Source organism: Sphaerimonospora mesophila, assembly GCF_001417795.1.
GTDB lineage: Bacteria > Actinomycetota > Actinomycetes > Streptosporangiales > Streptosporangiaceae > Sphaerimonospora > Sphaerimonospora mesophila.
The window spans coordinates 101257-114067 of record NZ_BCBX01000038.1 but is presented as its reverse complement, the minus strand read 5'-3'; the positions used below and the strand labels follow the sequence as shown (position 1 = coordinate 114067).

Genomic DNA, 12811 nt, shown 5'->3' with positions numbered 1-12811 from the left:
GTAGTGTGCCGGACATGCAGGGCGAAGTGGGCGGACTGGAACTGCTGCGCCGGCACCTGCCGGGGGAGGGGCAGCGCCTGCGGCTCGGCGGCGGCGCCCCGGGCATCGAGCGGCTGGAGGCCGCGCTCGTGGGCGAGGCGTACTCGCCGCATCGGCACGACACCTACGCGGTGGGCATCACGCTGGCCGGCGTCCAGACGTTCCGCTACCGCGGTGAGCAGCGCCACTGCCTGCCCGGAGAATGGCACGTGCTGCACCCCGACGAACTGCACGACGGCGCGGCCGGCACCGATGACGGCTTCGGATACCGGATCATCTATCTCGATCCGTCTCTGGTGCGGGACGCCCTCGGCGGCGGGCCGCTGCCCTTCGTGGCCGACCCGGTGATCCGTACGATGCCGCCGCACCTGGCCGGCTTCCTCGCGCGCATCGACGAGCCGCTCGACGACCTCGAGGCGGCCGAGGTGACCACGGCGATGGCGGACATGCTGCGCACCCACGCGGCGCCCGCCCGGGCCCGCCCCGTCGCGCTGGACATGGCGGCCATGCGGCGCGTCCGCGCCCTGCTGGCCGACGACCCCACCACGCGTCACGCAGCCGAGGACCTCGAGGCCGTGGCGGATCTCGACCGCTGGGCGATCGCCCGTCAGTTCCGTGCCGCCTTCGGCACCAGCCCCACCCGGTTCCGCACGGCACGACGGCTCGACACGGCCCGGCGCTTGATCCGTGGCGGCCGGCCGCTGGCCGAGGTCGCCGTCATGGCCGGGTTCGCCGACCAGGCCCACCTGACCCGGAGGTTCAGGCAGACCTACGGGCTGACTCCCGCCGTCTGGGCCGCCGCCGTCGGCGCGGGCAGGGTTTCCCGGGAGGTCAGAACGCCGGCAGGTCGGCCCACCGGGTGACCGTGCCGGACCGGCTGTCGGTGCCGCACCGGGTGGCCAGCGCCTTGACGACGGCGCTGCCGCACCCGTGCTCCTCCGGCCGCCGTACGGTGACCGGCCACGTCGGGGGCGGGGTCGCCGCCGAGCTGGAGACCTCGACGCGCATGACGGTGCGCACGCCATGGCGGCACAGCGAAAGACGCAGCTCGATCGGGGGCAGGCCGTGCAGGATGCCGTCGGTGACCAGCTCGGAGATCACCAGCAGGGCCTCCTGCGTCGCGGGCCTCGGAATTCCCCAGGCGGCCAGCACACTCTGCACGCGGCGGCGCATCGCGGCGGCCGCCTGAAGCACACGCGGCACCGGCGACGTGTACTCACGGTCGGGCGACGACGCCGCGGTGACGCCGGAGCGGTCTCCGATCTGGGCGTTCATCATCGCTGCCTCCTCGGCCCTGCCGCGGGCGGGTCTCCAACGGGCGGTTCACGACCGCCCATATTGGACACTAGGCATCCGCGACCTGACCGGCTATCCGTGCCACGAGGTTCGTTATCCGGATAGCGAACGGCACGGGGTCACGCCGTGCGGGTGCGCGCCCGCAGCGCGTGGATCACCGCGGCCATGTCCGCCTGGCCGTGCCCGAGGTCGAGCGTCTCACCGAACAGGGCGTGGCAGGCGTCCAGCAACGGGGAGGAGACGCCCCGGTCGCGCGCCGCGGTCGCGATCAGACGGTTGTTCTTCAACACGTCGGCGATCGCGGCCTGCACCTCGAAATCGTCTCGGACCAGCTTGTCGGCCTTGCCCCGCGAGACGGCCGACGCCATCGGCCCCGCGTCGAGGATCCGTTCCAGCAGCGCCGCGTCCAGACCGCTCTCCTCGGCGAAGTGGAACGCCTCGGCGAGCCCGGTCACCATGGTGATCAAGAACAGGTTGACCGCGAACTTCATGACCAGCGCCGAGGGCGTGGCTCCGCAGAAGAACGCCCCGGCGCACATCGGCGCGAGCAGCGGACGGACCCGCTCGACCGCGGGCTCGGGACCGGCCAGCATCGCGACCAGTTCACCGGCCTCGGCCGGGCCGCGCGAGCCCGACACCGGCGCCTCGACGTAGTCGCCGCCGGCCGCCGCGACCTCCTCGGCCAGGTCGAGGGAGTACGACGCGTCGATCGTGCCCATCTGCACGACCGTACGGCCGTGCACCCGCGAGGCGAACTCCGGCGACCCGCGGCCCAGCACGGCGTCGATCGCCGCCTCGTCGGCGAGCATCAGCAACACCACGCCGGCGCGCTCGAACACCTCGCCCGGGCCGGCGGCACGCCGCGCTCCCGCGGCGACCACCGGGTCGCAGCGCGACGCCGTACGGTTCCACACGACCAGCCGGACGCCCGCCCGGGCCAGGTTCAGGGCCATCGGCCGGCCCATCACCCCCAGCCCGATGAACCCCACCATGTCCACAGCGCCGTTCACCTCCAACACAAGCCGCTGTCGTCGGCGTCGTTCTACGCGCGGCGGACCGCCCCTGTCTTGAACGTTCGTGCACGGGCGGGGGCGAGGAGAGGGGGAGAGCCAGCGGCCTAGGATGGGGAAGCGTGCCAGTAATTCCGCAACCTTTGCGCCCCGACGACGACGGCGGCACCGACGAGGCGGTCGCCTCGGCCCTGGCCGGGCTCCAGGCCGGTACGGCGACGGCCGCCGACGTGCTGGCCGCCCTCGCCGAGGCCAGGCTGCTGGTGCCCGTGGTGGCGCTGCTGACCGAGTCGGAGGTGGGGGAACACGGCCTGCGCCAGGAGAAGGAGAGCGAGATGGCGCTCCCCAAGCTGGTCGGCAAGGACGGCAGGGAGGCGGTGCTGGCCTTCACCGGGGTCGATCCGATGAAGAAATGGCGTCCGGACGCCCGGCCCGTGCAGGCGACGGCCCCGCAGGTGTGCCAGGCCGCCCGGCACGAGCAGGCCGCGGCGGTGGTCGTCGACGTCGCCGGCCCGGTCCCGTTCGTGATCGAGGGCGGCATGCTGCGGGCGCTCTCGCTGGTCGAGGAGGCCAGGCGCGACCCCACGGCGCTGGACCGCATCGCCGAAGCCGTGCCGGGCGCGACCGTCGCCAGGATCCAGGCGGGAGACGCGGTCGAACGTTCCAAGAGACGGTGGTGGGGGAGGCGGAGCCGCCGCTAGTGTCGGCGGCGTGACTCCCCTCATCGTCGCGGGCGTCTCGGCGTTGGGGCTGGTCGCCGGGGCGTACGTCCGGGTCTTCGCCGGTGGGTTCGGCCCGGTCGGACACCCCGGGGAGGTACGGGACGCCATCGGCGTGGCGGCGCGGACCCCGCCCGTGCCCCGCTCGCCCTACATCGCGGAGGCGGCGACGGCGCTGGCGGCCGCCCTGGTGGTCTGGCGGATCACCGGCGCCGGCGGCTGGGTCACGGCGGCCTGGTCGTACGCGATCGTGGCCGGTGTCGCGCTCGCCCTGATCGACTGGCGGACCCTCCGGCTGCCCGACGTGATCACGTTGCCGTCCTATCCGGTGCTGCTGGCCCTGCTCGCGCCGTCCGGCCGGTTGTCCGGCGCGCTCGCGACCGCGGCCGCTTTCGCCTCTCTCTACGCGGTGATGTGGTTCGTCCATCCCACCGGCATCGGTCTCGGCGATGTCAAGCTGGCCGGGCTGATCGGCCTGCTGACCGGTGCGATCGGGGTGCGGACGACGGTCGCGGCGGTGATGGGGGGCTTCCTGCTCGGCGCGCTCTACGCGGTGGCCCTGCTGGTCGCCAGGAGGGCGACGCGCAAGAGCGAGTTTCCGTTCGGGCCGTTCATGCTCGTCGCCGCGCTCGCGGCGGCGGCCCTGCCCCTGGAATGACTGTGTCTGGTGACGGTGCAGTCGGGTGCTCATGGAAGACTTGTCATCATGTTGCGTTGGTTGACCGCCGGGGAGTCCCACGGCCCCGAACTCGTCGCGATCCTGGAAGGCCTGCCCGCTGGCGTGGAGGTGACCACCGCCCAGATCGACGAGGCACTGAGGCGGCGGCGGCTCGGCTACGGCCGGGGCGCGCGGATGAAGTTCGAGCAGGACGCGGTGACCATCTGCGGCGGCGTGCGGCACGGCCGCACCCTCGGCTCTCCGGTCGCCATCCGCATCGGCAACACCGAGTGGCCGAAGTGGGAGCTCGTAATGGCGGCCGACCCCGTGGACCCGGCCGCCCTGGAGGGGCTCGCGCGCAACGCGCCCAGGTCACGGCCCCGCCCCGGCCACGCCGACCTGGCCGGCATGCAGAAGTACGGCTTCGACGACGCCAGGCCGGTGCTCGATCGGGCCAGCGCCCGGGAGACCGCGGCCAGGGTGGCACTCGGCCAGGTCGCGCGGGCCTTCCTCAAACAGGCCGTCGGTGTCGACATCGTCAGCCATGTCGTGTCCATCGGCGCGGCGAGCGCCCCTCGTGACGTGCTTCCCGGTCCCGGCGACATGGCGGCGGTCGACGCCGACCCGGTGCGCTGCGTGGACCCGGACGCGAGCGCGGCGATGGTCGCCGAGATCGACAAGGCGCACAAGGACGGCGACACGCTGGGCGGTGTGGTCGAGGTCGTCGCCTACGGCCTGCCGCCGGGTCTGGGCAGCTACACCCACTGGGACCGGCGGCTCGACGCGCGTCTGGCCGCCGCGCTGATGGGCATCCAGGCGATCAAGGGTGTGGCCGTCGGCGACGGCTTCGAGACCGCGCGCCGCCCTGGCTCGCGCGCCCACGACGAGATCGAGAACACCCCGGAGGGCGTGCGCCGGATCACCAACCGGGCCGGTGGGATCGAGGGCGGCATGACCAACGGCGAGCCGCTGCGGGTCAGCGCGGCGATGAAGCCGATCTCCACCGTGCCCCGCGCGCTGGCCACGGTCGATGTGCTGACCGGGGAGCCGGCCAAGGCGCACCACGAGCGATCCGACGTGTGCGCGGTGCCGGCCGCCGCGATCGTCGCCGAGGCGATGGTGGCGCTGGTGCTGGCCGACGCGGTGGCCGAGAAGTTCGGCGGCGACTCCGTCGAGGAGGTCGCACGCAACCTCGCGGGCTACCTGTCATCCCTTGTGATCAAATAACACAATAAGGTCTGATCATGAATTCACTCGTGGTCCTCATCGGCCCGCCGGGCTCGGGGAAATCCACGGTCGGGCGGCTGCTGGCCGACCATCTCGGCGTGCCGTTCCGCGACACCGACAGCGATGTCGAGGCCGTCGCCGGCAAGCCGGTGAGCGACATCTTCGTCGAGGACGGCGAGGCCCGGTTCCGCGAACTGGAGGCCGCGGCCGTACGGGACGCCGTGGCCGGCCACGAGGGGGTGCTGTCCCTGGGCGGCGGTGCGATCCTGCACGAGCCGACCCAGGAGTTGCTCGCCGGTCGCCGGGTCGTCTATCTGCGGGTGGGGCTCGACCAGGCGGTCAAGCGGGTGGGTCTCGCCACGGCCCGGCCGCTGCTGGTGCTCAACCCGCGCAGCCGGCTCAGGAAGCTGATGGAGGAGCGCCGCCCGATCTACGAGCGCCTCGCCACGATCACGGTCGCCACCGACGACCGCGATCCCGAGGACGTCGCCGCGCAGATCGCCGCCGAGATCACCGCCGAGAAGGCGGCGGAAGGAACGGGGGAGCTGTGAGCACGACGCGCATCACGGTGCGGGGCGACAGCCCCTACGACGTCGTGGTCGGCACCGGCGTGCTGGGTGAGCTGCCGGGCCTGCTGGGCGGCGGGGTGCGGACCGTGGCGGTGATCCACCCCGCCGGGCTGCCGGAGATCGCCCGCCCGGTCTGCGGCGCGCTGGAGGCGGCCGGATTCGAGGTGGTCCCGCTGCCCGTGCCGGACGGCGAGGAGGCCAAGAGCGTCGGCGTCGCGGCCGAGCTGTGGTCGGCGCTCGGACGGTACGGCGTGACCAGGTCGGACGCGATCGTCGGCGTCGGCGGGGGAGCGACCACCGACCTCGCCGGGTTCGTGGCCGCGACCTGGCTGCGCGGCGTGCGGGTGGCGCTGGTCCCGACCACGCTGCTGGCCATGGTCGACGCCGCGGTCGGCGGCAAGACCGGGATCAACACCCCCGAGGGCAAGAACCTCGTCGGGGTCTTCCATCCGCCGGCGGGCGTCCTGTGCGATCTGGCCACGCTGGTGAGCGTGCCGCGCCCCGACTACGTCGCCGGCCTCGCCGAGATCATCAAGGGTGGGTTCATCGCCGATCCGACGATCCTCACGCTGATCGAGGCCGATCCGGCGGGCGCCTGCACCCCGGAGGGCGAGCACACCCGGCAGCTCATCGAACGGAAGATCCAGGTCAAGGCCGACGTCGTCGGAGCCGACCTGCGCGAGAGCGGACTGCGCGAGATCCTCAACTACGGGCACACGCTGGCCCACGCCATCGAACGGGTGGAGGACTACCGCATCCGGCACGGCGAGGCCGTCGCCATCGGCCTCGTCTACGCCGCGGAGCTGTCCCGGCTGGACGGGCGGATCGGCCAGAACGTGGTCGACCGCACCCGCTCGATCCTGGAGTCGGTGGGGCTGCCCACGTCGTACCGGAGGGACGCCTGGCCGCACCTGCGCGATCACATGCGGGTGGACAAGAAGGCGCGCGGTGCGAAGCTGCGGTTCGTCGTGCTCGACGGGATCGCCCAGGTCTCCCGGCTGGAGGACCCGGCGGAGGAACTGCTGGAGGCCGCCTACGGTGAGGTCGCCCGTTGAGAAGGATCTCTCGTTGAGGTGGCCCGGTGAGGAAGGCGGCGCGGTGAGAGAGGTGGCAGGGTGAGGCAGGTGCTCGTGCTGAACGGCCCCAACCTGGGGCGGCTCGGCAGCAGGGAGCCCGATGTGTACGGCGCGCAGACCTTCGATGACCTGGTGGCCCTGTGCCGCGAGACCGGCCGCGAGCTGGGCCTTTCCGTGGAGGTGCGGCAGACCGACGACGAGGCCGAGATGGTGTCGTGGATCCACGAGGCCGCCGACAGCCGTACGCCCGTCGTGCTCAACCCGGCCGCGTTCACGCACTACTCCTACGCCCTGCGCGACGCGATCGCGCAGCGTACGGCGCCGCTGGTCGAGGTGCACATCTCCAACCCGAACGCCCGTGAGGAGTTCCGCCACACCTCGGTCGTGGCGGCGGTGGCGACCGGAACGATCGCCGGATTCGGCATGCGCTCCTACGTGCTGGCGCTGCACGCCATCGCCGATGCCGAGGAGTAACGTAACGGCGAGGCGATGGTCAGGGCGGAGTCAATGGGTTACAGGTCGTACGTCGCGGTCGGCGACAGCTTCACCGAGGGGCTGAACGACCCCGGTCTCAACGGGACGTCGGGGTTTCGGGGATGGGCCGATCGGGTGGCCGAGCGGCTCGCCCGGATCGAGCCGGGCTTCCGGTACGCCAACCTGGCGGTCCGCGGCAAACTGCTCGACCAGATCGTCGAGGATCAGGTGCCCAGGGCCGTCCGGTTGGCGCCCGATCTGGTCAGCCTGTGCGCGGGCGGCAACGACCTGCTCCGGCCGGGCAGCGATCCCGACCGGATGGCCAAGAAGCTGGCCGCCGCCGTACGCGACCTGCGCGCCACCGGTGCCGACGTGGTGCTGTTCACCGGGGTCGATCCGCGCGACACGCCGATCATGCGCCGGGCACGCGGCAAGTTCGCCGTCTTCTATCTGCACGTCCGCTCGATCTCCGACCTGTACGGCTGCCGCCTGGTCGACCAGTGGTCGATGCAGGGGCTGCGGGACTGGCGGGCGTGGAGCGAGGACCGGCTGCACATGAACGCCGAGGGGCACCGGCTGGTCGCGGCGAAGGTGCTCGACGTGCTGGGCGTGCCGATCGCCGACGACTGGCGCAAGACCTGGCCCCCGCGCGAGCAGGTGGACCCCCGGGCAAAGCGCCGGGAGGACGCGCGCTGGCTCAGGGAGCACCTCGGCCCGTGGATCGGCCGCCGGATCCGCGGCCGGTCCTCCGGCGACGGCCTCGACCCCAAGCGCCCGGATCTCACCCCCCTCCCCCCACCCCCCGCGTGATCTTGCAGTTGCTCGCACGGATGCCCTCCGACCTGCCCAAACCCCTTTCGTGATCTTGCAGTTTCGTGCACTCGTGCGCCCCGGCCAGCGGAAATCCCTTCCGTGATCTTGCAGCGGCGACTTAAAATGCGATCGTGCATATCGCCGGGATCCGTATATATCCGCTGAAGTCAGCTTCTGGGATACCGCGAGACAGTGCGATGCTCGAGCCCTGGGGGTTCGCGGGGGATCGCCGCTGGGCCGTGGTCGACGAGGACGGCGAAGACCTGTGGCTCGGGGAGTTTCCGAGAAGACTCACCGTGGTGCCCGGCAACCTCGACGACGGCGGTCTGGCGCTCACGGCACCGGGAATGCCGGATCTGACCGTCCCGCCCGCGACCTTGGGAGAGCCGGTTCCCGTCGGCTTCAGAGGTCTCGATCGCGCGATGCTCGCGGCCCCGGAGGCCCATGACTGGTTCACCCGGCTGCTGGGCCGGCCCGCGCGTCTCGTCTGGCTGGACGACCCGCGCCGCCGGTCGATCAGCCCCCGCCACGGTGGCCTGCCCGGTGACACGCTCACCTTCGCCTCCAGCGCGCCGCTGCTGCTCACCTCCCTCTCGTCGCTGAAACAGCTCGATCAGTGGATCGCGGAGAGCGCCGCAGAGCGGGGCGAGGAGGCACCTCAGCCGCTCGACATGGCTCGGTTCCGCCCCAGCGTGATGGTGGACGGCGCCGAGCCGTACGAGGAGGACCGCTGGACGGAGGTGCGCATCGGCGAGATCGACTTTCGCGTGTCGGAGCTCTGCGACCGCTGCGCCGTCACCACGATCGACCCCGCCACCGCCGTGAAGGGCAAGGAGCCGCTCCGCACGCTGGCGCGACACCGCAGATGGGACGGCAAGACCTGGTTCGGCGTCCGCCTCGTGCCCCGCGCCACCGGCACGATCTCCCTCGGCGACCCCGTCACGCCCCTGCGCCGGAGCTGAGGCGGCGCAGGGCCTCGCGGACCTTGACCGGGTCGGTGGTACGCCAGAACGGCGGCAGCGAGTTCAGCAGGAACCCGCTGTACCGCGCGGTCGCCAGCCTGGGGTCGAGCACGGCGACGACCCCCCGGTCGTCCATCGACCGGAGCAACCGGCCGGCCCCCTGAGCCAGGAGCAGCGCGGCATGGGTGGCCGCGACGGTCATGAAGCCGTTGCCGCCCTTCGCGGCGACGTGCCGCTGCCGCGCGGAGGTCAGCGGGTCGTCGGGCCGCGGGAACGGGATCCGGTCGATGACGACGAGCGAGAGCGACGGACCCGGCACGTCGACGCCCTGCCACAGCGACAGCGTGCCGAACAGGCAGGTCGCGGGATCGGCGGAGAACTGCTTCACCAGCTGTGACGTGGAGTCGTCCCCCTGGCACAGCAGCGGCACCTCCAGGCGCTCGCGCAGGGCCTCGGTGGCGGCCTTGGCGGCCCGCATGGAGGAGAACAGCCCGAGCGTGCGTCCCCCCGCCGCCTCGATCAGCTCGGTGATCTCAGTGAGGTACGCCTCAGGGAGCCCGTCGCGACCCGGCTGCGGAAGGTGCTTGGCGACGTAGAGGATGCCCCGGTGCGGGTGATCGAACGGCGAGCCGACGTCGAGCCCGGTCCAGTCGTCGGCGCCGAGACCCCACTGGCGGGCCAGCCCGTCGAACGTGCCGCCGAGCGCGAGCGTGGCACTTGTCAAGATCACCGTACGCTCGCCGAACAGCTTGTCGCGCAGCATGCCGCCGACCGACAGCGGCGCCACGCGCAGGGTCGGCGGGATGCGGCCGCGCCCGTGCTCGTGGGCGGGATCGAGCCAGACGACCTCGGCCCGGTCGACCTCGGGAGCGCGGTCCCCGGGGTCGCCGCCGGAGTCGTCTCCCGCGTCGTCCCGGGACGGCGGCCCGAACGCGTCGAGCATCCGCTGCGCCGTGTCGTGGATCTCGTCGAGCATGCCGGACGCCGCCTTGCGCGCCGCCGCCTCCTGGTCTTCCTTCCCTCGTGAGCCGAGGGCCGTACGGCACGCGGCCGCCGCGTCGCGCACCAGCGCGAGGGTCGCGCCGAGCGACCGGGGCAGGTCGTCGATCCGGCCCGGCGGGGCCACGGCGAGCAGGGCGCGCAGGTCCTCTCCCGCCTCCTGGAGGCGGTCGGCCAGCCCCTGCTCGATGAGCCTGCCCACCCGGCGGGCGGCCAGGGCCACACCGTTCTCCGACAGCTCGCCGGTGACCACCGAGGTGACCCGGTCGACGAGCTCGTGCGCCTCGTCCACGACCACCACGTCGTGGTCGGGCAGGACCGAGAAGTCCTCCATGGCGTCGATGGCCAGCAGCGCGTGGTTGGTCACCACGACGTCGGCCTCACCCGCGCGCTCGCGCGCCAGCTCGGCGAAGCAGTCGGCGCCGCTGGGGCAGCGCTGGGCGCCCAGACACTCCCTGGCGCTCACCGAGAACTGCCGCCACGCCTGGTCGCTCACCCCGGGCACCAGCTCGTCGCGGTCGCCGGTCTCGGTCTCGTTCGCCCACTCCAGGATGCGCTGCACCATCCGTCCGGTCGCGCTGACCTCGCGCGGGTCGAAGAGCTGGTCGTCCTCGTCGTCCGGGACGTCGGCGCTCATCTTGTGCCGGCACAGGTAGTTGCGGCGGCCCTTCAGGATGGCGAACTCCGGACGGTGTGGCAGGCGGTCCGCGAGCGCGTCGGCGAGCCTGGGCAGGTCACGGTCCACCAGTTGGCGCTGCAGCGCGATCGTCGCGGTCGAGACCACGACCGCGTCGCCCGTCTCGGCGGCATGCCTGATCGCGGGCACCAGGTAGGCCAGGGACTTGCCGGTGCCGGTGCCCGCCTGCACCGCGAGGTGCTCGCCGTCCTCGACGGCCTGCCGTACGGCCTGGGCCATCTTGACCTGCCCGGGGCGCTCGGTCCCCCCGAGCGCGGTCACCACGGCGGTGAGCAGCTCTTCGACGGGTGGAAGCTCTTTGGGCACGGGAGAACCGTACCTCCTGTCGCCGACAATCGCTCCGTGACCGAGTGGGCGCATCCTGACGTTCCAGAAACCCGCCCTCGGTCGGCATGGCACACTGAATTCGCACGCTTACGAGATCAGTGGTGATCTATAGAGGTCGAGTGGACGGATAAGGCCAGGTAAAGGCACTATGTCTGCCATGTCAGAAGTTGTCCCGCTGCCATCGTTCGGTGAGGTGTTCTTCGACGCCCGAGGTCAGGACCGCGTGCTCCGGGTCACCTGGCACGAGGGCACGCTGGTGCTGAGCCTCTGGCGAGGCGAGATGTGCACCGCGAGTTTCCGGATGCCGATGGCCGACGTGGACCGTCTGATCGACACCCTCGACGAAGGGCTCGCCGAGGTCGGCGGCCACGAGGGCGAGGACGCCGACGACCCCGTGACGGGTCCGTTCCCCGGCCCCCAGATCCCACAGACTCCGGGGTCCGAGGGGTACGCGCCGCCACACGAGGGTTACCAGGATCAGGTCGCCTATCAGGATCAGGGCTACCAGGATCACGCGGCGTACCAGGACCAGGGTTACCCCGACCAGGGCTATCAGGACCCGGGTTACCAGGACCCGGGTTACCAGGACCAGGTCGCCTATCAGGATCAGGGCTACCAGGATCACGCGGCGTACCAGGACCAGCCCGGTCATCACGATCAAGCGGCCTACCAGGGGCAGGCCGCGTACCACGACCAGCCTTACCAAGACCACACCGCCTACCAGGACGCCGCGCCGTACCAGGACTATCCGGACTATCCGGGCACTGGTCAGTACGCGCGGCCGCCGATTCCCCCGCCCGCGTCCAACGACGTGCTCGTCGCCCGAGGGGCGGCCACCCAGGATCGCCTGGTCGCCGCCCCCGCTCCCGAGCCCGACGTGGATCCCAACGACCCTCTCGGCCTCGGCGCGGTCCGGCCGTACGTCCCGGATCCGATGTACACCACCGGCGAGCGCCTGCGCCCGGACGAGCAGCAGCGAAACGCCCAGCCACAGCACGGCCGGCCGCACGAGGACGACTGGGGGCGCTAACCCCGCTAAATCCAGGGGGAATGCGGCGGAACTAGCCTGAGTCCCATGGAAGGGAACGAGCCCGATCCCCGCTTCACACTGGCCAACGAACGCACGTTTCTCACCTGGCTGAGCACCTCCCTCGCACTGTGCGCGGGAGGCATCGGCCTGGCGGTGGCGCCGGAGAACGTCTTCGGCTCCTGGGTACGCATTCCGCTGGCCGTCGTGCTGGTGCTGCTGGCGGCCGTCGCCGCCGGCTCCGCCTATCCCCGGTGGCGGCGCATCCAGGTGGCACTGCGCCGTGACGAGCCGCTCCCGCCGCCCGCGCTCGCCCCCCTCCTGGGGTACGGCGTGGCGGCAGTGGCGGTGCTTGCGCTCGTGTTCGTCTTTCTGAACAGGTGACTCGCCGGTGGTCGACAAGGGCCTGCAGAGTGAGCGCACCCGGCTGGCCTGGGTCCGTACGGCCGCGCTGCTGGCCGCCGGTGCGCTGGGTTCGGCGGGGGTGGCGCTGAGCCACGGCGCTCCCGCCTGGATCGCGGCGCCCTTCGCGCTGGCGGCGCTCATCGGCGCGGTGCTGCTGCTCCGCACGGGCGTCCGGTTCCGCCGCGTGGAGCGGGCGCTGCGCGACGGTCACCCCCTCGACGTCACAGCGGACGCCCGGCTGGCCTGGCTCGGCACGCTGGCGCTGGTGGCCGGCGCGCTGGCCCTGGTGATCGCCGTGGCGGCCTGAGCCGTACCTCCCCGTGATCTTGCGAATTCGTGCAAAGCGGTAGCCTGACCTGCATAGATCAATGCGCTGATCTTGCAGTTTCTCGCAGGCGAGTCGGCTGACCTGCATCTACGCGTTGGCTGATCTTGCAGTGTTGGGTGAAAGATCACGAATGGTGTTTTCGCTGTTCACAGGGTAGGTCTGCGAGAAAGTGCAAGATCAATCCA

General features: G+C 71.9%; 15 protein-coding genes. 12 read left to right on the top strand and 3 right to left on the bottom strand.

The features are described from left to right. Positions 1-14 precede the first annotated feature (14 nt). Positions 15-902 (top strand): AraC family transcriptional regulator, encoded by an 888-nt coding sequence (locus AP234_RS19630; RefSeq protein ID WP_083502269.1) that lies wholly within the window; start codon positions 15-17, stop codon positions 900-902. Here AP234_RS19630 and AP234_RS19625 read toward each other — a convergent pair. Together AP234_RS19625 and AP234_RS19620 are read right to left on the bottom strand one after the other, a co-directional pair. After that, positions 871-1317: an ATP-binding protein gene (locus AP234_RS19625; RefSeq protein ID WP_055481142.1), complete on the bottom strand. Its 447-nt coding sequence runs from the start codon at positions 1315-1317 to the stop codon at positions 871-873. The genes AP234_RS19630 and AP234_RS19625 overlap by 32 nt on opposite strands. Before the next feature lie 137 nt (positions 1318-1454). Beyond that, positions 1455-2345: an NAD(P)-dependent oxidoreductase gene (locus AP234_RS19620; protein WP_235558259.1), complete on the bottom strand. Its 891-nt coding sequence runs from the start codon at positions 2343-2345 to the stop codon at positions 1455-1457. A 122-nt stretch (positions 2346-2467) separates the two neighbouring features. On the opposite strand from AP234_RS19620, the gene AP234_RS19615 reads away from it, so the two are divergent. From AP234_RS19615 to AP234_RS19580, 8 genes are all read left to right on the top strand, one after another. Further along, entirely contained in the window at positions 2468-3046 is a 579-nt protein-coding gene (locus AP234_RS19615; RefSeq protein ID WP_055481141.1) for an SseB family protein, read from the top strand. A gap of 10 nt (positions 3047-3056) precedes the next feature. Next, on the top strand, positions 3057-3722 hold the full coding sequence (locus tag AP234_RS19610; protein WP_055481140.1) for a prepilin peptidase: 666 nt from the start codon (positions 3057-3059) through the stop codon (positions 3720-3722). 48 nt (positions 3723-3770) lie between these two features. Further along, positions 3771-4949 carry a chorismate synthase gene (gene aroC / locus AP234_RS19605; RefSeq protein WP_063843002.1) on the top strand — a complete coding sequence of 393 codons (1179 nt, stop codon included), beginning with the start codon at positions 3771-3773 and terminating at the stop codon, positions 4947-4949. Between the two features lie 11 nt (positions 4950-4960). Continuing rightward, complete coding sequence (locus AP234_RS19600) at positions 4961-5500, top strand: shikimate kinase (protein WP_431998867.1); 540 nt, start codon at positions 4961-4963, stop codon at positions 5498-5500. Further along, on the top strand, positions 5497-6573 hold the full coding sequence (gene aroB, locus AP234_RS19595; protein WP_055481138.1) for a 3-dehydroquinate synthase: 1077 nt from the start codon (positions 5497-5499) through the stop codon (positions 6571-6573). The genes AP234_RS19600 and aroB overlap by 4 nt, the downstream gene beginning before the upstream one ends. 60 nt (positions 6574-6633) lie before the next feature. Beyond that, complete coding sequence (gene aroQ, locus AP234_RS19590) at positions 6634-7068, top strand: type II 3-dehydroquinate dehydratase (RefSeq protein ID WP_055481137.1); 435 nt, start codon at positions 6634-6636, stop codon at positions 7066-7068. A gap of 33 nt (positions 7069-7101) precedes the next feature. After that, entirely contained in the window at positions 7102-7878 is a 777-nt protein-coding gene (locus AP234_RS19585; protein WP_083502252.1) for an SGNH/GDSL hydrolase family protein, read from the top strand. Positions 7879-8012: 134 nt separating this feature from the next. Continuing rightward, positions 8013-8843, top strand: a complete 831-nt coding sequence (locus AP234_RS19580; protein WP_055481135.1) for an MOSC domain-containing protein — start codon at positions 8013-8015, stop codon at positions 8841-8843. Here the strand turns inward: AP234_RS19580 and AP234_RS19575 are convergent. Beyond that, positions 8821-10899 carry an ATP-dependent DNA helicase gene (locus tag AP234_RS19575; RefSeq protein WP_083502251.1) on the bottom strand — a complete coding sequence of 693 codons (2079 nt, stop codon included), beginning with the start codon at positions 10897-10899 and terminating at the stop codon, positions 8821-8823. The genes AP234_RS19580 and AP234_RS19575 overlap by 23 nt on opposite strands. A 124-nt stretch (positions 10900-11023) precedes the next feature. Here AP234_RS19575 and AP234_RS19570 point away from each other — a divergent pair, with 124 nt between their 5' ends. From AP234_RS19570 to AP234_RS19560, 3 genes are read left to right on the top strand one after another with little or no spacing between them, the layout of a single operon-like run. After that, positions 11024-11896, top strand: coding sequence for a hypothetical protein (locus AP234_RS19570; protein WP_055481133.1), 873 nt, complete (start codon positions 11024-11026; stop codon positions 11894-11896). Between the two features lie 45 nt (positions 11897-11941). Further along, positions 11942-12277, top strand: a complete 336-nt coding sequence (locus tag AP234_RS19565; RefSeq protein WP_055481132.1) for a DUF202 domain-containing protein — start codon at positions 11942-11944, stop codon at positions 12275-12277. Between the two features lie 7 nt (positions 12278-12284). After that, a complete protein-coding gene (locus AP234_RS19560; protein WP_055481131.1) occupies positions 12285-12605 on the top strand; it encodes a DUF202 domain-containing protein in 321 nt (106 codons plus the stop codon). The last annotated feature ends 206 nt before the right edge of the window (positions 12606-12811 follow it).